The 22,261-nt window shown below is 59.1% G+C and carries 19 protein-coding genes; 13 read left to right on the forward strand and 6 right to left on the reverse strand.

The window, feature by feature from the left end:
• Positions 1-372: 372 nt before the first annotated feature.
• The 10 genes from dxs to ribB all read left to right on the forward strand — a co-directional run bounded on the left by dxs (position 373) and on the right by ribB (position 10,401).
• Positions 373-2,292 (forward strand): 1-deoxy-D-xylulose-5-phosphate synthase, encoded by a 1,920-nt coding sequence (gene dxs, locus RDA78_RS28875; RefSeq protein ID WP_434053185.1) that lies wholly within the window; start codon positions 373-375, stop codon positions 2,290-2,292.
• A 162-nt stretch (positions 2,293-2,454) separates the two neighbouring features.
• Positions 2,455-3,903 carry an MFS transporter gene (locus RDA78_RS28880; RefSeq protein WP_434053186.1) on the forward strand — a complete coding sequence of 483 codons (1,449 nt, stop codon included), beginning with the start codon at positions 2,455-2,457 and terminating at the stop codon, positions 3,901-3,903.
• Positions 3,863-4,366, forward strand: a complete 504-nt coding sequence (locus RDA78_RS28885; protein WP_434053187.1) for a hypothetical protein — start codon at positions 3,863-3,865, stop codon at positions 4,364-4,366. The genes RDA78_RS28880 and RDA78_RS28885 overlap by 41 nt, the downstream gene beginning before the upstream one ends.
• A 35-nt stretch (positions 4,367-4,401) precedes the next feature.
• A complete protein-coding gene (locus RDA78_RS28890; RefSeq protein ID WP_434053188.1) occupies positions 4,402-4,908 on the forward strand; it encodes a copper chaperone PCu(A)C in 507 nt (168 codons plus the stop codon).
• A 22-nt stretch (positions 4,909-4,930) separates the two neighbouring features.
• Complete coding sequence (locus tag RDA78_RS28895) at positions 4,931-5,557, forward strand: SCO family protein (protein WP_434053189.1); 627 nt, start codon at positions 4,931-4,933, stop codon at positions 5,555-5,557.
• A gap of 26 nt (positions 5,558-5,583) precedes the next feature.
• The gene (locus tag RDA78_RS28900; RefSeq protein WP_434053190.1) at positions 5,584-5,721 is read left to right on the forward strand and encodes a hypothetical protein; all 138 of its coding nucleotides are present in this window, start codon (positions 5,584-5,586) and stop codon (positions 5,719-5,721) included.
• 31 nt (positions 5,722-5,752) lie between these two features.
• Entirely contained in the window at positions 5,753-6,499 is a 747-nt protein-coding gene (locus tag RDA78_RS28905) for a TlyA family RNA methyltransferase (protein ID WP_434053191.1), read from the forward strand.
• Between the two features lie 155 nt (positions 6,500-6,654).
• Entirely contained in the window at positions 6,655-7,887 is a 1,233-nt protein-coding gene (locus RDA78_RS28910; RefSeq protein WP_434053192.1) for a class I SAM-dependent RNA methyltransferase, read from the forward strand.
• A gap of 3 nt (positions 7,888-7,890) precedes the next feature.
• Entirely contained in the window at positions 7,891-9,003 is a 1,113-nt protein-coding gene (locus RDA78_RS28915) for a class I SAM-dependent methyltransferase (RefSeq protein WP_434053193.1), read from the forward strand.
• Positions 9,004-9,081: 78 nt separating this feature from the next.
• Positions 9,082-10,401: a 3,4-dihydroxy-2-butanone-4-phosphate synthase gene (ribB, locus tag RDA78_RS28920; RefSeq protein WP_434053194.1), complete on the forward strand. Its 1,320-nt coding sequence runs from the start codon at positions 9,082-9,084 to the stop codon at positions 10,399-10,401.
• A gap of 214 nt (positions 10,402-10,615) precedes the next feature.
• Here the strand turns inward: ribB and yghX are convergent, their stop codons facing one another.
• Both yghX and RDA78_RS28930 read right to left on the reverse strand, forming a co-directional pair.
• Positions 10,616-11,521, reverse strand: a complete 906-nt coding sequence (gene yghX / locus RDA78_RS28925; RefSeq protein WP_434053195.1) for a YghX family hydrolase — start codon at positions 11,519-11,521, stop codon at positions 10,616-10,618.
• A 138-nt stretch (positions 11,522-11,659) separates the two neighbouring features.
• On the reverse strand, positions 11,660-12,508 hold the full coding sequence (locus RDA78_RS28930; protein ID WP_434053196.1) for a LysR family transcriptional regulator: 849 nt from the start codon (positions 12,506-12,508) through the stop codon (positions 11,660-11,662).
• A 95-nt stretch (positions 12,509-12,603) separates the two neighbouring features.
• Here RDA78_RS28930 and RDA78_RS28935 point away from each other — a divergent pair, with 95 nt between their 5' ends.
• The gene (locus RDA78_RS28935; RefSeq protein ID WP_434053197.1) at positions 12,604-13,368 is read left to right on the forward strand and encodes a TSUP family transporter; all 765 of its coding nucleotides are present in this window, start codon (positions 12,604-12,606) and stop codon (positions 13,366-13,368) included.
• A gap of 17 nt (positions 13,369-13,385) precedes the next feature.
• Here the strand turns inward: RDA78_RS28935 and aroC are convergent, their stop codons facing one another.
• Positions 13,386-14,471: a chorismate synthase gene (aroC, locus tag RDA78_RS28940; protein ID WP_434053198.1), complete on the reverse strand. Its 1,086-nt coding sequence runs from the start codon at positions 14,469-14,471 to the stop codon at positions 13,386-13,388.
• Between the two features lie 315 nt (positions 14,472-14,786).
• Between aroC and RDA78_RS28945 the strand changes: the two genes are divergently transcribed.
• On the forward strand, positions 14,787-17,054 hold the full coding sequence (locus tag RDA78_RS28945; RefSeq protein ID WP_434053199.1) for a putative bifunctional diguanylate cyclase/phosphodiesterase: 2,268 nt from the start codon (positions 14,787-14,789) through the stop codon (positions 17,052-17,054).
• A gap of 18 nt (positions 17,055-17,072) precedes the next feature.
• On the opposite strand, the gene RDA78_RS28950 is transcribed toward RDA78_RS28945, so the two are convergent.
• From RDA78_RS28950 to fabI, 3 genes are all read right to left on the reverse strand, one after another.
• Positions 17,073-18,257, reverse strand: a complete 1,185-nt coding sequence (locus RDA78_RS28950) for a DUF3095 family protein (RefSeq protein WP_434053200.1) — start codon at positions 18,255-18,257, stop codon at positions 17,073-17,075.
• A gap of 97 nt (positions 18,258-18,354) precedes the next feature.
• Positions 18,355-19,065, reverse strand: a complete 711-nt coding sequence (locus RDA78_RS28955) for a histidine phosphatase family protein (RefSeq protein WP_434053201.1) — start codon at positions 19,063-19,065, stop codon at positions 18,355-18,357.
• Positions 19,066-19,073: 8 nt separating this feature from the next.
• Entirely contained in the window at positions 19,074-19,895 is an 822-nt protein-coding gene (fabI, locus tag RDA78_RS28960) for an enoyl-ACP reductase FabI (protein ID WP_434053202.1), read from the reverse strand.
• A gap of 168 nt (positions 19,896-20,063) precedes the next feature.
• Between fabI and RDA78_RS28965 the strand changes: the two genes are divergently transcribed.
• Positions 20,064-21,476, forward strand: coding sequence for an FAD-binding oxidoreductase (locus RDA78_RS28965; protein ID WP_434053203.1), 1,413 nt, complete (start codon positions 20,064-20,066; stop codon positions 21,474-21,476).
• Positions 21,477-22,261 lie beyond the last annotated feature (785 nt).

Genomic DNA, 22,261 nt, shown 5'->3' on the forward strand with positions numbered 1-22,261 from the left:
GTGTTTTTTGCACGGTAACCACTGATGGCGGCTGAAAGAAGCACACATGCGTGCCGGCAACAAAAAGGGGCCGCGGAGTGCGACCCCAAGTTGATCACTGTGCACGTGGCCCCATCGACCACACCATTTCATTAGGCCAGATCCACGGCAGATGCATCACCCAAACGGGTGACTGAAATTCAAAAACAATCAACACAGTCAAAATTGCACGTGATCTGCATGCAAACTGAAAAATAATGAGACATGTACCGGTTCAGATCTCTTGTTGAGATGCCGTAACAATTTGGCGCATTACTGCCGCAGCATTTGCGCCCTATAGTCCATTGGTGTATGCCTGCCCGCCAGATTTAAATTCGTGGAGCCTTCAGCAGAGTGTCTTCAAAGCCCGATACCCCTCTTCTCGACACAGTAAATTCCCCGGAGGAATTGCGCGCGCTGGATGAAAGCGATCTGAATCAGCTTGCTGACGAACTCAGATCAGAGACCATCGACGCGGTGTCGATCACCGGCGGACATCTTGGTGCCGGGCTTGGCGTCGTCGAGCTGACGGTTGCGCTGCATTACGTTTTCAACACGCCGGATGACAAGATCATCTGGGACGTCGGCCACCAGTGCTATCCGCACAAGATCCTGACCGAGCGGCGCGACCGGATTCGTACGCTCAGGCAGGGCAACGGTCTGTCAGGCTTCACCAAGCGCGCTGAAAGCCGATACGACCCCTTCGGCGCGGCGCATTCCTCGACGTCGATTTCCGCAGGGCTCGGCATGGCAGCCGCCCGCGACCTTGACGGCGGCGACAACAATGTGATCGCCGTCATCGGTGACGGTGCGATGTCCGCAGGCATGGCCTACGAGGCGATGAACAACGCCGGGCATCTGGGCTCGCGCCTGATCGTCATTCTCAATGACAACGATATGTCCATCGCACCGCCGGTCGGGGCGATGTCGGCCTATCTCGCGAAGCTGGTTTCCGGCCCGACCTATCAAACGCTGCGCGACGCGGCCAAGAACATAGCCAAGAACCTGCCCAAACCGATGTTCGAAAAGGCAGCACGCGCCGAAGAATATGCCCGAGGTTTCTGGACCGGCGGAACCATGTTCGAAGAGCTCGGATTCTACTATGTCGGCCCCGTCGACGGGCACAATCTGGAGCATTTGCTTCCGGTTCTCAAAAACGTTCGCGACACCCATCACGGACCGGTCCTCATTCATGCCGTGACCCAGAAGGGCAAGGGCTACGGGCCGGCGGAAGGTGCAAGAGACAAGTATCATGGCGTCGCCAAGTTCGACGTCATCACGGGCAAGCAATCCAAGCCGAAAGCGAATGCGCCGAGCTACACCAACGTGTTCGCCACATCGTTGATCAAGGAGGCCGAACACGACGACAAGGTTGTCGCGATCACGGCGGCGATGCCCGACGGCACCGGACTGAACCTTTTCGGCGAAGCGTTTCCGAAACGCACTTTCGATGTCGGCATCGCAGAGCAGCACGCGGTCACGTTTGCGGCCGGGCTTGCGACAGAGGGCTACAAACCCTTTGCCGCGATCTACTCGACGTTCCTGCAAAGAGCGTATGACCAGGTCATTCACGATGTGGCAATCCAGAGTTTGCCGGTGCGGTTCCCGATCGATCGGGCCGGACTTGTCGGTGCAGACGGGCCGACCCACGCAGGCGCATTCGACACCGCGTTCCTGTCGTGCCTGCCCGGATTTGTCGTGATGGCAGCCGCCGACGAAGTGGAACTGCGCCACATGGTGGCGACCGCAGCCGCCTATGACGAGGGTCCGATATCCTTCCGCTATCCACGCGGCGAAGGCGTCGGACTGGAGATGCCGGAACGCGGCAGCGTGCTTGAGATCGGCAAGGGCGTGATCCGGCGCGAAGGCACGAAGGTGGCGCTGTTGAGCTTTGGCGGGCGTATGAACGAGTGCCTGAAAGCCGCTGACGAACTCGATGCCGCCGGCCTGTCGACCACGGTCGCCGACGCCCGGTTCGCAAAACCCCTGGACATGGATCTGATCCGGCGACTCGCCCGCGAGCACGAAGTTCTGGTGACGATCGAAGAAGGCTCCGCTGGCGGTTTCGGCAGCCATGTTCTTAGCCGGCTAGCCGAAGAAGGTTTGCTGGATAACGGGCTGAAGATCCGCACGCTGGCGCTCCCGGATGCGTATATCGACCAGGACAAACCGGACGCCATGTATGACCGGGCCGGCCTGAATTGCGACGGTATCTTGAAGTCGGTTTTCACGGCGCTAGGCACCGAGATGCTCAGCGCTCCCCAGCGCGCCTGAGCGCCCTCCGGATCCGATAAATTCGACGCTTCAGGCTGCAAATGCGGCATGCCTCAAATCGTGATTGACACGAGCCGTCATTACTGGAAAGGCTGGTGACCAGGACCAATCGCGTCGGCTCTGACCGGCGCTTTTGTCTTTCACCATCTTCAGGGGTCGACCATGGCTCAGACGCTCCTTTCCGTGTCCGCACTGTTGTTGTCGGTTGCGCTGCTCATTTTTGGGCACGGCCTGCAGACGACCCTCCTGCCGCTCGCTGCAGACCGCTACTACTTCACCGACTTTGAAATCGGCGCAATTTCATCCGCCTACTTCGTCGGACTGGTGCTTGGCTGCCTCGCCGCTCCTCTCTTGATCATGCGCGCCGGTCATATCCGCGCCTTTGCAGCGCTCGTTTCGCTTATGTCCGGAGCCGCCATCCTGCACCCGGTCATCATAGATCCCTACGCCTGGTTCATCATCCGCGTCGTCTCCGGCTTCAGCCTTGCCGGGTTCTACATGATCGTCGAAAGCTGGCTGAACGAAAGCGCGACCAACGAGAATCGCGGGACGATCATGTCCATCTACATCGTGATCGTTTTCGGGTCCCTGATCCTTGGGCAGGTTTCCATCGCGAGCATGAGCATTGCATCGTTCGTCCCTTTTGCGGTCGCATCGGTCGCGCTGAGCCTCGCCGTGATGCCGATTTCACTGACCACAGCGACGCAACCTGCGCCAATCACGCTGGTGCGCTTCAGACCGATACGGCTCTACCAGACCTCTCCCGCCGCATTCGTCGGGATTCTTCTCATCGGCATCTGCCAGGGCGCGATTTTCACCCTGTCGCCTCTTTACGGATCGCAGATCGGCCTCTCGACAAACCAATCCGCCTATTACGCCGCAGCCATCATCGGCGGCGGCATGATCGCGCAATGGCCGGTGGGGCGTCTGTCCGATCGCATGGATCGCCGTCTTGTTCTCGTTGGTCTCGGTGTTGCAACGGCGGCTGCGTCGCTTGCCATCGTCTTCTTTTCACCGACTGCCTTTGCAATCGCCGCGATGACTGCCGTTCTGGTCGGGATGTTCACGCAGCCGCTCTACGCGATCGCCGTCGCCCACGCCTTCGACCATGCCGCCCCGGAAGACTTCGTCGAAACCTCCTCCGGCATGCTGCTCTCGTTCGGGATTGGATCAATCATCGGACCGCTGGCCGCCTCGCTGGTCATGGGACAGATCGGCCCGTCCGGCCTTTACGTGATGATCGCCGTGGTCAGCCTTGTCATGGCTGCCTTCGTTCTCACCCGCGTGCTCACGCGCCAGGCGCTTTCCGACGACGAAAAGACGGATTTCGAGTATGCAGCCACTGCCCAGGTCGGTTCGGTCATTTCTCCGGAGCCGCTCGACGTGGAGGCTGAAGAATACGTCATTCCACCGGAAGAATTCCCTGCCTACGAAGACGACATCTACAACTTCGATACGGGCTCCGATGAGAGCGAAGACACCGGCGAAACAAAAGCGGACGCGGATGCGGCGCCGGCCGAGGTGTCGGGTGTCGGCAAGGACACGCCCGAAACTGATGCTGAAGACGCAGATGCTGACGCCGCTTCGAAAACACCCGAAACAAAATCCTGATCGAGGGCTCGGTTACACCTGCGCGGTTTCGCCCCTCGACACGCAGACGGAACGGCCCTATAGCCGTGCTATGGCCTTGCGTGGTGAAAATCTGCAGTTGATCCGGCGTGAACGTCACCCTCTGGTGGCGCTGGCAACGCTCGCGTTCACGCTGCGCCTGTGCCTTGTTATCCTGGCAAGCGCGCTCGCTCCGGAGTTTGCTGCGGCGACCGGGCTGACAAAGCTCTGTCAATCCTCTGGCCAACAGCAGTCACTCGCGTTCCATGACCCGGCAGTCTGCCAGTGTGGACCGGCCTGCGTCCACGGATGCTCGATTGCTCCTGCTGCGCCGACCGGCTTGTCCGTGCTGTCAGCGAACGACCTTGCAGCGAGCGGAACCTTTCTCGAGGCGGGCCGCGAGACGCGAACCGCGCTTTCAGGCCGCGTCACCGCGATCCGGGCACCGCCACATTCCTTGATCTGACCCGAAAACAACACTTCAGATACCAAGGAAATGTCATGAAACTCTGGACAACCATCGCCGCAGCGACGGCGCTTACACTTGCTTCCATTTCGGCAACCGCTGCGGACTACACTGCCGGCGACCTCTCGCTGTCCAAGACCTGGACACGCGCGACACCACCAAAAGCCAGGGTGGGCGGCGGTTTCGTTGAGATCGTCAACTCCGGCTCGCAAGACGACCGCCTGGTCTCGGCTTCCTCGGACGTCGCCAAGAAAGTCGAGCTGCATGAAATGGCCGTCACAGACGGCGTGATGAAGATGCGCGAAATGGAAGACGGCATCGAGATACCGGCCGGCGAGACCGTCACCTTGAAGCCGGGCGGCCTGCACATCATGTTCATGGGACTGAACCAACCGTTCGAGGAAGGAACGACTGTCCCTGTCGTGCTGACCTTCGAAAAGGCCGGTGATGTCGAAATCGAGCTCGATGTTGCGAAAATGGGTGCGAAATCGATGAAACACGATCACGGCAGCCACGACCACAAGAACCACAGCAAAAACTGATTTTGCCAGAAGAGGACACACCATGTCCGGTTTAAAAGTCTTCCGCTACGTGGCCTGGGCGGCAGTTGCCGTCCTTGCTGCGGCGTCCGGTTTTCTTGTCTACCAGCAAACCGCAGGCAACGAGAATTCCGGCTCACTGATCGAACCCCTGGCCGCCATCGGCGGCCCGTTCGAACTTGTCGACGGCAACGGAGAAACGGTCACCGATGCGACCTTCGCAGGCAAGCCGCTGGTTCTGTTTTTCGGTTTTACCTATTGCCCGGATGTCTGCCCGACGACCCTCTCTGAACTGCAGGGCTGGATCGAAGCGCTCGGGCCTGACGCCGACAGGCTGAACTATGCCTTTGTCACGGTGGATCCGGAGCGGGACACACCCGACGTGATGCGGGATTATGTCTGGGCGTTCGACAAGCGCATTGCCCCTCTGACCGGTTCGCGCGAACAGATCGATGCGGTCATCAAGGCCTATCGCGTTTATGCCAAGAAGGTTCCGCTTGACGACGGCGACTATACGATGGACCATTCGGCTGCCGTTTATCTGATGAATTCGGACAACAAGTTTGTCGGAACCATCGCTTATGCGGAGGCTGAGGAAACCGCCTTGCAGAAGTTGCGCCGGCTGATCGCGAATGCGCCGGCCTCCAGCTGAGACACCTGGGACGTAGACACTTTCTGATGCATAAGCCGCTTTACATAGGATTGACCGCCGGTGCGACAGGCCTTGTCGCACTGTCGGCGGTTCTTTGGCTTTATGCAGGCGAAAGGGTCTATGCGGACCGGCTGCTATCGGCAATTGCGAGCTGTTTCGGCTAGCATTCTTTTCGACCGTTTCGCAAAGGCCGCCATGTCATCCAAGCGCCTCGACCAGCATCTTGTCGACACGGGTGTGTTTGCAAGCAGGGCGCGGGCACGGGACGCCATCCTTCGCGGCACGGTCCTGCTCGACGGGTCCGTCTGCAGGAAACCGGCGCAGAAAGTGGGCCCGGGCGTGTCGATCAACGTCGACGATCCGGCTTCGGGCTACGTGTCCCGCGCCGCGCTCAAGCTCATCGAAGCGCTCGAGCGGTTCAAGGTTGCGCCCGAAGGCCGGATCTGCCTCGACATCGGTGCCTCGACCGGCGGCTTCACACAGGTGCTTCTGCAAAATGGGGCTGCGAAGGTACATTCAATCGATGTCGGCCAAGGTCAGTTACATGAAAGCCTCGCGTCGCATCCAGGGGTGATCGCGCAAGAGGGTCTCAATGCGCGTGATCTGACAAGGGCGCACCTGAATGGCGACGCTCCGGATCTCATCGTATCCGACGTGAGCTTCATTTCGCTGAAGCTCGCCCTTCCTCCGGCGCTCGCGTTGGCGGCAGAAGGCGCTGAAGGCCTTTTTCTGGTCAAACCACAGTTCGAGGCCGGCAAGGACAGGATCGGCAAAGGCGGTCTCGTGGATCCGGATGTCGCCGAAGAGACCGCACGCAGGCTGCAGACATGGCTGTCAACCGTTCCCGGCTGGGACGCAGGCGCTCTGATCCCTTCGCCGGTCAAGGGCGGGGACGGCAATGCCGAATGGTTGCTTTATGGACGGAAACACGCTGCAAGCTGAGGTCCATGCCTGAGAAGAGGTGTCGCAGGCCCGTTCTTCCCGAAATCCCTGCTTTCGTGCTTCGGCGAAGCGCGTGGCGGTCATCTTGCCGCCTTTTCCGGGCGGTGCCGTTTCAAATGCTTGCTCCCGGGGAGCGTTGGCGGTATCGCTCGCACATGAGTGAGAGAGAACTGACAATTACCGAACTCGGCCACCGTGGTGACGGTATCGTGCACACGGATGCGGGCGCGGTTTATGTTGCAGGCGCTCTGCCGGGCGAAGTCGTCACGGCATCGGTCGCAAACGGCCGCGCCAGCAACCCTGTGTTCAAGTCATTGTCGCCGGACAGGATCACACCGGTCTGCAGGCATTTCGAGGCGTGCGGAGGCTGCACCGTACAACACCTTGCGCCTGCGCCCTATCTCGCCTGGAAACGCACACTCGTTGAAAAGGCGCTGCGCGACCGCGGTATCGAGGCAGCGGTGTCCGACACCGTTGCTGCAACGGCCGGCGGACGTCGGCGCGCCGTGTTTGCGGCAACGCGCGCAGGACGGCACACGCTGCTCGGTTATCATGAAAAATCAAGCCACAGGCTGGTCGACATCAAGGAATGCCCGATCCTCGACCCCGCCATCGCCAGCGCTTTGAACGGTCTGAAGCCGCTGGTGTCGGAGGTTCTGCCACGGAAAGGTGAAGTCCGGCTCACGGTGGTGAACACGACGGCTGGACTGGATGTCGCGATCGACAACGCGGACAAGGAGTATGAACGCAAGATCCCTGCCCTGTCGCAAAAGACAATCGAGCTGGACCTTGCCCGGCTGTCGATCAACGGGGAAGTCCTGCTCGAAGTCCGGCCGCCGATGCTGGACATGGACGGTATCGGTGTTGCTGCCGCGCCGGGCGGTTTCACCCAGGCGACACTTGCCGCCGAGATTGAGCTGTCAAACCTCGTGCTTGACGGCGTCGGCAAGGCCCGTACGGTTGCGGATCTCTTTTCCGGCGTGGGCACCTTCGCGCTGCGCCTTGCGCGGACGGCAAATGTGCACGCCGTCGAGGGTGATGCAGCGGCCGTTGCCGCCTTCGACAAAACCTTGCGCAAGCCGCGCGGACTGAAGAAGGTCACTTTCGAAAGGCGGGACCTGTTCCGCAGACCCCTGGTCGCGGAGGAACTGGAACCGTTCGATGCGGTCGTATTCGATCCGCCGCGCGCCGGGGCACAGGCACAGGCCGAACATCTCGCGAAGTCAAAGGTGAAATCAATCGTCGCGGTCTCCTGCAATCCGGCAACCTTTGCCCGGGATATCCGCCTGCTCCTGGATGGCGGCTATACGCTTCAAAGCGTCACACCGGTGGACCAGTTCCTTTATTCGCCCCATATTGAAGTGGTCGGTGTGTTGAGCAGGGAGTGATCCATGGCTAAGGCAAATGACGAAGCGCGCGTGTCGGACGGTGGCCGCAGCCTGCCACCCGTCATGAGCCTTGCACGGCGCACCCGCTATGCGTTGCACCAGGGAAGCCGCGTTGCGCTCTACACGCTTCATTCGGAAGCCATGCGCCGGATGAACAAGCGCATCCAGAAAGAGCTGCCGGAAGCACCAAAAGTGATTCCCGAAGGCCCCGTGCCCGGCCAGAGGCGCATGCTGGCAGACATTTTCAAACTGTTTGCCGAGGATCTGAAAGCCGTTGAAGACGGGCTTTACCCAATGCCGTCGGACGGAACCCTGTCGCCGCGCGAATTGCTCGACACCAGCAGAGCGTTTTTCAAGGACGTTCCTGAAGTCGCCCGTCGGCGGGCGACCGGCGCGCACCAGGAAGTTAACGAGGAGGTCGCAGGGTTTGCCGAAGCGCTTCCGCGATACTACCGCCAGAACTTTCATTTCCAGACGGATGGCTGGCTCAGCGAAGACAGTGCCAAGCTTTATGATTTCCAGGTCGACGTTCTGTTTTCAGGCGCGACGGCCGCGATGCGGCGCAAGGCTCTGCTTCCTTTCGCGAACATCCTGAAACAGAAAGACCAGCGGAAAGTCGTCTATGCCGACGTTGCCTGCGGAACCGGTGGACTGCTGCGCCCTGCCCTAAAGGCCTTTCCGCGGCTGAAAGGCATCGGGCTGGACCTTTCGGAGCCTTACCTGAACGTGGCGCGGAAACGCCTGAAGACCCACCGTGCCAGCCATGTCACGGCGATGGCCGAACAGCTGCCGTTCGCCGATGCCTCGGTCGATGTTGTTTCGTGCGTGTTTCTCTTTCACGAGTTGCCGCCCAAGGTCCGGCGTCAGGTCGTTGCCGAGATTTCCCGTGTTCTGAAACCGGGCGGGTCCTTCCTGTTCGTCGACAGCCTGCAGACCGGCGACGTGCCGGATTATGACGGTCTTCTTTCGGTGTTCCCGCAGCTTTTCCACGAACCCTACTATACGTCCTATCTTCAGGAAGACCTGACGGGCCTGTGTGCCGGCCAGGGTATGGAGGAACGCTGGATGGTGCCTGCCTTCGTGTCGCGGGCCGCCGAGTTTGTCAAAACCGGCTAGACAACATCTTTCAGTATCACTGAAATTTCTTCGGAGTCTCTCTTGAGACTGAATTCGATCGCGCGTATATGCGTGAGCATGAGACTCGATCAATGGCTGTTGCAGACTGGTGAAGGACGGAGCGCATTCGCGCGCCGGGCCGACTTGTCGCCTGCATCTGTATCGGCCCTTTGCAACGATCCGAATGTCTGGGTATCGCGGGACATGGCCCGCAAGATCGCCATCGCGACCGATGGTGCCGTCACACCCAACGATTTTCTCGGACTGTCCACAACCAAGGAGCATCCCGTGTCCCAGGCCCGTGTCGCAGAAGCAATCCGCGCGTTCGAACGTGGAGAAATGGTGGTCGTGACCGACGATGACGACCGCGAAAACGAAGGCGACCTGATCGTCGCGGCGTCCAAGATCACCTCCGAGCAGATGGCCTTCATGGTCCGCCACACGTCCGGGATCATTTGCGCGCCCATGACGGTTGCCAATGCGCGCAGGCTGCGCCTCGATCCGATGGTCGCGGAAAACGACGCGCCGCTCGCAACCGCCTTCACCATCTCCGTCGACTACCGTCAGGGGCTCACCACCGGTATTTCGGCGGAGGAACGGTGCGCGACCGTTCATGCTCTGGCAAACCCGAATGTCGCCGCCGATGATTTTGTCCGTCCCGGCCACATATTTCCGCTCGTTGCCAAGGAAGGCGGTGTGATGATGCGATCCGGGCACACGGAAGCCGCCGTTGACCTGTGCCGCCTCTCAGGCCTTGAAGAGGTCGGTGTGATCAGTGAACTCGTCAATGACGACGGTACCGTCAAGCGGGGCGCGCAGGTGGCCGAATTCGCGTCCGAACACGATCTCAAGATGGTGTCGGTCTCGGACCTGATCGCCTGGCGCCAGCGGACCGAACGCATGGTCGAGCGGGTGAACGAGCAACCGGTCGATACCATTGCCGGCCCGGCCTACGCGATGACCTATTCAACGCCTTACGATCAAATGCATCACCTTGCCATCGTCTATGGCGACATTCTGGACGGCCGCAGCGTTCCGGTGCGGCTGCAGCTTGAATCGGTTCTCGACGATGTGTTCGGCGATGCCAGGCCTCTCGACCAGATCATGAAGCATTTTGCCGATCGCGGGCGCGGCGTCATTGTTTTCCTGAGGGAGGGATCGGTCGGTGTTGCACGCCAGTCGCGGCGTGCACGGTCGGACTTCGAGGCTGCCGAAACGGAAGAACACGGGTCCGCACAGGCGCGGCAGGAACAATGGCGGGAAGTCGGTCTCGGGGCGCAGATCCTGAAAGACCTCGGCGTGAGTTCGATCCGCCTGCTTGCGTCGCGAGAGCGGCACTATGTCGGCCTTGAAGGGTTCGACATCAAGATCGACGAGACCGAAATTCTCGACACCTAGTGCGGTGAATTTGAAGTTCGCATCATTGCTTCAGCAGACTCCGAAGCGAACTTCAAATTCGTAAATCGCACTAGAAACATAGACTTGCCAGTCACCTTCTTGAATCTGAAGTTCGTTCGAAGACCGCTGCAAAATGAGTCGAACTTCAGATTCAGGTGACTAGGCTACCGCAGTTGCAGGTGCGGGATCTGAAGTCCCGCACCCGCCCGGCGTTCTATTTCAGGTGTTCGTTGAAGAACGCGACAGTTCGTTCCTCTGCGAGCTTGGCGGCCTCGGGATCGAAGCGGGGCGTCGTGTCGTTGTGGAAACCGTGATTGACGCCCGGATACATGTGCGCAACGTAATCCTTGCCGTTCGCCTTGAGCGCCTCTTCGTAGGCAGGCCAGCCGGCATTGATACGCTCATCCAGTTCGGCAAACTGCAACATGAGCGGCGCCTGGATCTTCGGAACATCGGCAGCGTCCGCCTGACGTCCGTAGAACGGCACACCGGCAGCCAGTTCCGGATAGGCGACCGCGATTGCGTTGACGACACCGCCGCCATAGCAGAAACCGACCGCGCCGACCTTGCCTGTGCTGTCGTCGCTGTTGAGCAGATACTCAAACCCTGCGAAGAAGTCGTTCAGGAGCTTTTCCCTGTCGACGGTGCGCTGCAATTCACGCCCCTTGTCATCTGTGCCCGGATAGCCGCCGACCGACGTCAGACCGTCCGGCGCCATCGCCATGAACCCGGCCTTGCCGAGCCGGCGGGCGACGTCCTCGATATAGGGGTTGAGGCCGCGGTTCTCGTGAATCACCAGCACCGCCGGAAGCTTTCCGGTCGCACCTGCGGGCTTCACCAGATATGCATTCACCTCGCCATGGCCATTCGGCGATGGATACGTGATCCGCTGGGTTTCAATGGACGCATCATCAGGATCGACCTGCTGGGCAAGCGCGTAATCGGGTGACAGCTGATCAAGGAGCATGGCTGCCGTCACACCCGCAACGGTGAATTTTGCAGCACCGTTCAGGAATTCACGTTTTGTGATCCTGCCATGCGCATAGTAGTCGTAGAGGTCGAGCAATTCCTGAGGAAAATCCTTGGCCGTCATGCGGCGAACGGGGGTCATGTCGTTCATCACGTAGCTCCCTGATTTGTGCGAATATGTAAACGGTCCCACACCCGTTCTCATAATAGCCAAGTTCCAGTGAACCAAACCGGATTTGTTGTAACGGTTTGTAACAGGGTGGTGCGCACGCAAGCCGCGCAGGCAGGGTCAGGAGAAAATCTCTTCGATCCATTGGCTGACCGCCAGCATGCGGGCAAGGCCTGCCTGATCGGCGTGCTGCATCAGCCAGACCTCCCGCTGCAGGTCGGGCCTCGGCTCTTCCAGGATCTGCAGACGAGGATCCGTCCGGGCGATCATTTTCGGAATGATGGACCGTCCGATGCCCGCTGCAACTGCTTCAATCACACCCTCCAGGTCACTTGGACGAATCTTGGCTATCCCTGCTCTCTCTGCCCTCAGATTGTCGGCCATCCAGCGCGCCTGAGGCAGAAAGCTCATGTTCTCGTGATACGTGATCCAGGAAAGGTCTTCGGTGGATGCGCCAACCGGTCCGTATGCGGCGTGTTCGAGCACCGCAATCCGCCGCGCGGTCACGTTTTGCCCGCCGTCACGAGGGCGGCCGAGGCGGATTGCCATGTCGGTTTCCCGGCGCGTCAGGCTGACATTCCGTATTTCGGAGGCCAGGTGCAACTCGATTCCAGGATGCCGTCGACAAAAGCCGCTGACCCGCGGCATCAGAATCTTGGAGTTGACCACGGGTACCGAGGAAATCCGGACCATGCCCTCCTCGGCCAGTCCGGCTCCTGTCAATTCCGAAGTCAGTGTGTTGAGGGACGTCTCCAGTGTTTCGCCGTAGGTGACCGATTTCTGGCCGGCGGAGGTCAGTTCCAGCGATCCGCTGGCGGACCTTTCAAGCAACTGCGCCCCGATTTCGCTTTGCAGCACCGCGAGGCGCCGGGATACCGTCGTCGGGTCGACGCCCAATCGATCAGCTGCCGCGGACAGGGATCCGGTGCGATAGAATGCGAGGAGGTATTTCAGGTTTTCCCAGTTCATACCTGCATTATTGCAGCTCATGCCTGCAATTTCGATTGTTTACTTGCGTTTGTGCAGGCTGTTAGAAGGCATCTCGACAAATCGGAAGCGTACCCATGCTAGTGGATCTGAGCGTCTGGATCGGATTGCCGCCGACGCAACTTATCATTTGTGCCGCGATGGTATTCATCGCCGGGCTGGTGCGCGGGTTTGCGGGCTTCGGTCTGTCGGCGGTCCTCATGGCAAGCATCGTCGTCTTCATTCCACCGATCGAGCTTATTCCGGTCTGCTTTCTCCTGGAAGCCACCGCAAGCTTCGCCATGTTCCGGGGAGGCCTGAGAGACGCCGATGTCGGCACCGCAGTCATTCTTGCGATCTGTAGCGCCGTCGGCGTGCCGCTCGGGCTGGCCCTGACCACAAGCATCGACGCGGACCTGTCCAAACTGATCGCGCTCGTGATCGTGCTTTCGTTGACCATCCTTCAGCTCTTGAAGATCAATATCCTTCCCGCCTCGCAGAAAGTCGCCCTTCCGGTTACCGGCGTCGCGGCCGGTATCGTCAGCGGCCTGGCTGCGGTGGGCGGGATGGTGATCGCCCTTTATGTTCTGGCGTCGCCAAAGAAGGCGCGGGAAATGCGCGGTTCGCTCGTGCTTTACCTGTTTTTCGGAATGCTGACGTCGTCCGTGACGCTGTATCTGTACGGCGTTCTGGAAGGAGAAGCGATCACGCGCGGAGCAATTTTATCGCCCCTTGTCCTGGCGGGTGTTTTTGCCGGAAGCAAATTGTTCAGCCGCAGTCTCGATCAGACCTACCGGCGTGCCTGCCTGTACCTGCTCGTGGCATTCGCCAGCGTCGGCCTTGTGCGTCTCATCGCCTTTTGAGTGGCGCAGGGCTTTGGCTAGCCTACCTGGCCCCTGTGACGCAGGAAGTGGTCGGCGAGCACGCAAGCCATCATGGCCTCGCCGACGGGGACAGCGCGAATTCCGACGCAAGGGTCGTGGCGCCCCTTGGTCATGACATCGACTTCCTCGCCCTGCCGTGTAATCGACTTGCGCTCAGTCAGGATGGACGAGGTCGGCTTGACGGCAAACCGCACGACCAGCGGGTCCCCGTTTGAAATGCCCCCCAGAACGCCGCCCGAATTGTTGGTCAGGAAAACGGGCCTGCCAACATCGTCCACGCGGATCTCATCGGCATTTTCCTCGCCGGTCAGGCTGGCGGCCTCGAAGCCGTTGCCGACCTCGACGCCTTTCACCGCGTTTATTGACATCATGGCTGCCGCAAGATCGGTGTCCAGCTTGCCATAGATCGGGGCGCCCCAGCCGGCAGGGACCCCTTCCGCAATAACCTCGATCACGGCGCCGACGGACGATCCGGCCTTGCGCACGCCGTCGAGATAGTCCGCCCAATTTGCCGCGGCAACGGCGTCAGGTGAAAAGAACGGGTTGTTGTCGACTTCGGCCCAATTCCAGTTGCCGCGGTCGATTTTCTGATCGCCGACCTGGACAAGCGCGGCCCGGATCGTGACCCCCTGAAGCACCTTGCGGGCAACAGCACCGGCGGCAACCCGCATCGCGGTTTCCCGGGCGGACGAACGGCCACCACCGCGATAGTCACGGATTCCGTATTTGGCATCGTAGGTGAAGTCCGCATGACCGGGCCGGAAACGGTCCTTGATCTCGGAATAGTCCTTCGAGCGCTGGTCGGTGTTCTCCACCATCAGCGAAATCGGCGTTCCCGTGGTTTTCTGGACCTCATCCTCGTCAACCATCACGCCGGAGAGGATCCTCACTTCGTCCGCCTCACGCCGTTGCGTCGTGAAGCGGGACTGTCCGGGCTTGCGCTTTTCCATATAGCCCTGGATGTCGGCTTCGCTCAGCGGGACAAGCGGCGGGCATCCATCGATGACACAGCCAATCGCCGGACCGTGGCTTTCTCCCCAGGTCGTGACGCGAAACAAGTGACCAAAACTGTTGTGCGACATGAAGACTTCCAGAACTGCAGCGAAAAAACATCAGGCGCGAGCGATAAGCCAAAGCGGCGGGAAGCTCAAGCCCCGGCGCGAAATTGCCGCCTGGCGGAAGATTTGCATGACGGGACTAACATCAACCAATTGTGAAGCTTTCCGGATTCTTTTTTTAAGTAAATGTTAGATCTTTTTTCGAAATCGATCAAAATAAAATGAATTCTTCCCTTCATCATTACTGCCACAAGCCAAATTTATTCTATAAATTTTTGCCAATCCTTAAGGCTCAAGCTCTATCAATTCGCCGCAGGAACGTGGTTTTGGGGCACTAAAGTGCATATTCGTGGTTGGCTCACAGGTCTGATCGTTTTCTTGCTGGCACCCTGCCTGCTGTTCGCATCCCTGTGGTTTCACAGCAAATTCGAGGACGTCGGCTCGATTGATCGCAGCCTGGAGGGGCTGAAGCTGATCCAGGCGCTCGGGCCACTCATGCAGGAGAAGGCCCTGACCGGAGAAGTCAACCAGCCCACGGAAATGCTCATCCGGCAGCTGGCATCGTTCGACACCGCTCCGAAAGAGGCAAGTCTTGTTACCGAATTAGCCGCCTTCCTGCACGAACCCAGTGTTCCAGCCGCGCTTCGCAAGGCAAGGTCCGTCGCTTCGCATATTGCGCACCAGTCGAACCTGAGTTCCGCATCAACTTATGAAACTTCCGAGCTGCCACATCTGATCAGCTACACGCTCCTGACAGTGGTCATCGAAACGTCGGTGATGGTGGAGAACGGCAGGATGCTCTCGGCCAAGGACGCGATCAACACCTGGGACAAAATGCTGGTGCCCGTGCAGGGGGGAAGTTTCAAGGTGGCTGCGGATCATGCGTCGAGAGCCACTAAGCAACATTTCAGCCGGCTCGCGGGGCCAAACGCGGCAACCCTGCAGGACAAGGCTGCAGCCTACCGGTCGGCAAACCTTGTCTATCAGTCAGCCGGCGCAAAACTGCTGTCTTCGACGATCAAGGGTGAAACCGGCGCAGACATCCAGAACGAACAGCTGAATTCTGTGCAGCCGGACTTCGTCCGCACGATCTTCGCCCTGTGGCAGGAAACCGTTGATTACCTTCACACGGACCTGCAGCACACGCGCGCCGAAACGATCTTTGCGGTTGCCCTGGCAGGTCTGGTCGGAGGACTTGTCATCATCGCGGCGTTCGCCATCGCGGTTGCCCTCAGCCGAGCGCTTGCCGATCGCACGCAGCAGGAGTTCGAGAATCTCGGGTTCCACGATCCGCTGACCGGCTTGCCGAACCGGCGCGCGCTGCTGAAAAAGCTGCGCTCTCTGGCCGACCGTGAATCCGACGCTCAACTGGGGCTCGTGATCCTCGACCTCAGGCATTTCAAGAAAATCAATGACCTTTATGGTGATCAATCCGGTGACACCATATTGCGGGACGTTGCAGCGCAGCTCGTGCAGTACGCTGAACCGGAAGACTTTCTGTGCAGAACCGGCGGCACGGAATTCATGCTGTTGCGCCCCGATCTGTCAGGTACAGCAGATTTTGAAACCCTGCCTGCCAAGATCATCCGCGACCTGGCGACCGACCGCGAGATCAACGGCCAGAAAATGGTTCTTGAATCGAACGCGGGACTGGTCATCAACCGGCCCGGCGATCCCGTTTCAGACCAGCTGCTCGTCGATGCGGAACTGGCTCTGCGTTCGGCCAAGCAGAAGGCCCCGCGCAAATTCGCCCGCTTCACGTCCGAGATGCGGATCGCCTTTGAGGAAAACGGAGAGATCGCCAAACAGCTCCTGAAAGCGCTGGATCGGGGCGACGTCGTGCCATGGTTCCAGCCTCAGATTGATCTAAACACCGGTGAAGTGGTCGGAGCCGAAGCTCTCGTTCGCTGGCTGGATAACGACAAGGTCCATAACCCGGGTTACTTCCTGCCCGCGGCGCAGGAAGCCGGCTACATGGAACGGATCGAGGACATCGTCCGCCGGAAGACACTTGAGTTTGCCGCAGCGCTCGCGGGCACGTCCCGCCGCGATGTGCATTTCGGGCTCAACATTTCCGCGGACATCCTGAGCAACTCGAAAGCCGTCGACAGCCTTCACCAGCAGGTCATCGGCATCGGCCTCGATCCGGCGCTGATCAGTCTGGAAATTCTTGAAGCCGTGATGATCGACGAAGACAAGGCAGCACCGATCAAGTCAAATATCGCGCGCCTGTCCGATCTTGGATACTTCATCGAACTGGATGATTTCGGCACGGGCCATTCCAGCATCTCCAGCCTAAGGGACCTGAACATCAACCGTGTCAAGATCGACCGCAGTTTCGTCTCCGACGTCGATGCCAAACCTGACCTGCAGAAGTTTACCAGCGCCCTGATCAATCTTGCCAAAAGCCTCGATATCAGCGTGCTTGCGGAAGGCGTCGAAACGGAAGGCGAGCGTGCGTGGCTCAAAGAACACAGCTGCGACGTGATCCAGGGCTTTCTGGTTTCAAGGGCCGTGCCGGAGACCCAATTGGGTGCGATGATCCTGAGGAACAAATTCGCCGCCCCCCTGACCGCAATCGACGGAAAAAGCTCCGCGGCCGGCTGAGGGGCCGACCGGCCTCCATCAGGGCGCGTGAAGCCGTACGTTTCCCAGCTCCGCCTGCCTTTCCTTGAACTCCGCCGCCGCAAGTGACAATCCCCCATTCGAACCGTCAACGAAATGGATATGCTGGCTGTTGCCGATATCCTGGACGAAGCAGGTCATCAGGGCTTCGCTGGAGACGTGCAGTCCGAATATCGCATCGCCCTCTTCGAACGCGGAGGCGAGGCAGGATCGCAGCGACTCCAGCTGCGATGACGACAGATCCAAGACGAGTTGAAGACTGTCACCTACCTTGCGATGATCGGTGTTCAGGCTGAGTTCCTTGAAATACTTCTTCGGATCGAATGGGCCGACGCGAAAACCCGTTGCATAGCTCCAGACGAAAAAGAGACATTCGACAGAGGTTTTTACCCAGCCTTTCGCAAGATTGCGGGCAGATGTCAGGTTGACCTCGAGCCCAAGCCCCCTTGGCGGAAACCGGAACTTCAAGTGCGCCTCGTCCGCCATCCTGGTTCGATTGTCGTCGAGGAGCGGATTGAAGCCGAGTTCGTTTGCTACCCTGTCCATCAGCTCGGTCAAGGACTTGCGTCCAGCCGGTTTCATGATCAGCGACACGATATTGCCATTGAGAGCCGGCAGCGGCTCCCACCGGCACGACAGTCCGTCCAGTGGCGGCAACTCGGCATCTTCGGATCTTATGGCGTAGGGCTTCACCGCTTCCGGGTCTTTCAGGATCGTGTCGGATATCCCGAGGCCATCCCCCACGATCATGGCCAGATGATTGCCCGGGCTCAGAAGGTACTTCCGCAAACGGATGTCACCACCCGCGGCACGGATATCAGCAACCGGTATGGCAGCAGCGCGCAGCTCGAGTTCCATCACCTGCCTTGCAAGGCCGACCACGCCCGCCAACGCTTCGCGCCCCTTCTGCAGGTCCTTCTGCGGCACCAGCAACGTGGCCCCATCACCGCCGAAGACGAACGGTGCGCGTTCCCGCCCAACACTGTTCAGCACGGCTGCGATTACGGCGGCGCCGACCATGTTGACGTCCTTGTAGCGTCCTTCCGCGACGGCTTTTCCCGAGCTGACAATGTCTGCGGTCAGGACGTACCAGTCATCGGGCACAGCGCGGTAGTCTTCCAGATCCGCAACATTGCTGAAGTCGGAGAAGCTGGGCAGCTCACGGTAGAATTCGTCGGCAGACACGGCTTAACCCCCTCAAGTTGCAGAGCGTACGCTGCACATGGCAACGCCGATCACCGGAAGTGATGACCTCCATGTCACTAAATTGTGTATCGCGAAGTCAAATGACCGCGAAGCGGCCGTCTCTCCAGACGAAAACCCTGTCCTGAGGTGCATCCAGCTTGGGAACATGAACGCTCTCGAGGCCTTCAAGCAGCCCGCGCACGACCCGGAAGACGCCACCGTGCGAAACCACGACCGTGGGCTTAGAAACAGTCTTGAGCCAGGTGCCGACGCGATCGGCCAGCATCTCGTAACTTTCGCCGCGCGGCGGCGTGAAACGCCACTTGTCCGCACGCCGATGCAGGAGCCGCTCCTGTTCTTCGTCAGCGAGATCCTCGAACGTGAAGCCTTCCCATTCTCCGAATGTCAGCTCGGCAACGCGTTGATCCAGACGATAGTCGCCCGCCGGCAAGTCCAGACCCGCGCGGACAAGCTCCATTGTGGACCTGGTGCGCCCGAGCGGGGAGGAAACGAAATCAAACTCTCTCGGATCGAAACCTTCCTGCTGCAGAAAGGCACGAAGGCGTTCACCATTCTGCGCGGCCTGGCCCCGCCCGGTCTCGTTCAGCGGTATATCGCGATGGCCCTGCATCCGGCCCTCCCGATTCCAGTCGGTCTGCCCATGACGCACGAACACCAGAAATTCCGGGTCATGGATCCTGGGCAAGCGAATATTCGGACCGGGAGTGAACACTTTCGTCATGCCGTTCTGTCTGACCCTTCGTGAGGCGAGAGCTCCGGAAAAGAAAATGGCCGGAAACCCGGCCATTGATCTGCTCAATCCTTGACGACGGATATGTCGGGGGCGTCGACAGCCTTCATGCCGACAATGTTGTAGCCGCAGTCAACATGCTGGATCTCGCCGGTGACACCGCGCCCGAGGTCGGAGACCAGAAACAGGGCACTGTCTCCAACTTCCTCGATCGTTACCGTCCGCCTGAGCGGCGAATTGTATTCGTTCCACTTCAGAATATAGCGGAAATCGCCAATACCGGATGCGGCCAGCGTCTTGATCGGTCCGGCGGAAATCGCATTGACGCGGATGTTCTGCGGACCCAGATCCATCGCCAGATACTTCACGCTCGTCTCCAGGGCTGCCTTGGCGACCCCCATGACATTATAATGCGGCATGACCTTTTCGGCGCCGTAGTAGGTCAGTGTCAGGATGGACCCGCCTTCCGGCATCAGTTTCTCGGCGCGCTGTGTCACCGCCGTGAGCGAATAGCAGGAAATGTCCATGGTGCGTGCGAAGTTGTCAGAGGACGTGTCGACGAAGCGCCCGGTCAATTCCGCCTTGTCCGAAAACGCGACGGCGTGGACAACGAAGTCGATCTTGCCCCACTTTTCCTCAAGCAGATTGAACACGGCGTCGATCGTTTCGCCTTCCGTAACGTCGCAATGTCCGGCGACGATCGCGCCCAACTGGTCCGCGAGCGGTTCGACCCGTTTCTTCAATGCATCGCCCTGATAAGTCAGCGCTAGTTCAGCGCCCGCGTCGGCAAGTGCTTTGGCAATTCCCCAGGCAATCGACTTGTTGTTTGCCACGCCCATGATCAGGCCGCGTTTGCCATTCATCAGTCCGCGCGCTGCTTCCGCCATCTTTATCTCCGAATAGGATTCCCTACCGCCCGAACGGGCTGGCCTCCTATCGCACAAGGGGTTTGTTCCTTCAAGGCTCGCAGCGACCGAATGCACCGTCGACGGAGAAGACAAGTGTCATTATGTTAGCGCGCTCATTTCCGGCTCAACGTCACGAGGACCCCACCCATGGTGCAGACTGCACATGCCGACCGTTTCGCTGAATTGATCGGCGCTGCGAACGTACTCACCACCTCCGCGGACCAGGAACCATACCTGACAGAGTGGCGAGACCTTTACCGCGGCGTCACTCCGCTCGTGCTGCGGCCCGGGAACACGGCGGAAGTGAGCGCGGTCATGAAATATGCCTATGAGCATGATCTCAAGATCGTGCCACAGGGTGGCAACACAGGTCTGGTCGGCGGTCAAATCCCGCAGGAAACCGGGGATGAAATCGTTTTGTCTCTCGCGCGGCTGACACGGGTCCGCGAGGTAGACGCCGCGGGTTTCACCATCACGGTCGAGGCAGGTGTTGTCCTGGAAACGCTGCAGAACGAGGCCGAAAATGTGGATCGCCTCTTTCCCTTGTCCCTTGGCGCACAGGGGTCCTGTCAGATCGGCGGCAACATCTCCACGAACGCCGGCGGAACGGCGGTGCTTTCCTACGGCAACACGCGCGACCTTGTGCTGGGGCTCGAAGTCGTGCTCCCCACGGGTGACATCTGGAATGGTCTGAGAACCCTCAGAAAAGACAATACCGGTTATGATTTGAAACAATTATTTATCGGTGCAGAGGGCACCCTGGGGATAATTACGGCGGCCTCGCTCAAGCTTTTTCCGAAGCCGAAGAAACTGGAAGCGGCCTTTGTCGGGCTGGCGACACCGCAGGCGGCGCTCAGCCTGTTCACATCCGCCAAGGCGCAGGCCGGTCCGGTTCTGACCGGATTTGAGATCATGCCGCGAGTCGGGCTCGAATTCTGCCTGTCGCACCTGAACGGCGCCCGCGATCCGCTTGCCGGAGCACATGCCTGGTACGTGCTCATGGAACTGTCCAGCGGATCGGAGGCCTTTCCTGTCCGCGATCTTCTTGAAGGCATTCTCGGTGAGGCTTTCGAAAACGGTCTTGTCGAAGACGCGGCCTTCGCCGAGAGCCTTGCCCAGGTAAAGGACTTCTGGCACATCCGGCACGGCATGTCGGAAGTTCAAAAGGCGGAAGGCGGCTCGATCAAACATGACGTCTCCGTACCCGTTGCCTCAGTCCCGGATTTTCTCGACAAGGCGATGGCTGCCGTCCAGAGCTTCGTTCCAGGGTGCAGACCCGTCCCGTTCGGCCATATCGGCGACGGCAATATTCACTTCAACGTCAGCCAGCCCGTGGGAGCCGACAAGTCAGAGTACCTCTCGAAATGGGACGAGATGAACGAGATTGTCCACGGCATCGTCGGTGACTTCGGCGGGAGCATTTCCGCCGAACACGGCATCGGCCGTCTGAAGCGCGAGCTTCTCAAATCGGTGAAATCCGACGTCGAGCTGGACCTCATGCGCAGGATCAAACGCGATTTCGATCCGAAGAACCTTCTGAACCCGGGCCGCATACTTTAGGCGGCCACATCCAGCGACCGGAGGGACCCATGGCGCGCAAGCCGGTTTCATCCAGAAGTTAGGTGTTGCACTGCCATGCTACCTGGCTCACAAAATACTTCTGCAATTCTTGAGCGTGGACGAGTTGTACTCGTTTTTTGCTCATGGTGCGATCAGTGTTTCTCCGCGATGCCATGTCTCGTCTCACTCGGGAGCGATTCTCCCGCTGAGGTGGCAATCCAATACCGGCCTGCCGTCCTGCTTTTGAAACAACTGAATTCAAAACCACCTGCAGATTCCTGATTTGGCTTGTCATTAAGCTAATGCTCATTCTGCGTAGCCCGGGGCGATTTTACACGACAGCGTTGATTCACGCGGAACGTTTGTCCCCAAATTGCTCCGGAAATTCCTGTCGATTGAGCGCCTGACGCGAAAAAATACGCAGCGACAGCGCTCGCCTCTTTCGATTCCGGAATTCGACACTTGTAAAAAATGACTTATTTTTCAATTGGAAGGAAAACTTTGTATCGACGAAACTGACGAATTTCATAATCAACTTTTGAAAACTTCCAGAAAAAGTCCTCAAAAATTAAATTTTTCTTAAAAATGCTTGCATGCCTGAAGGCAGAGAAAAAACAGCCAGAGGAGGAACACTCGCACAGGGCTTGCGGCAAGTCCTTACCTCGATAAGGACACAGGTTTTTCATGTAAATTCTGGATACAACCTGACCTACATCTTGTGAATGAAAGATACGAAACGTCTATGACCTCATAAGAATAAGCTATTTGTAAACGTGGTAAGTAAA

Source organism: Roseibium sp., assembly GCF_051016195.1.
GTDB lineage: Bacteria > Pseudomonadota > Alphaproteobacteria > Rhizobiales > Stappiaceae > Roseibium.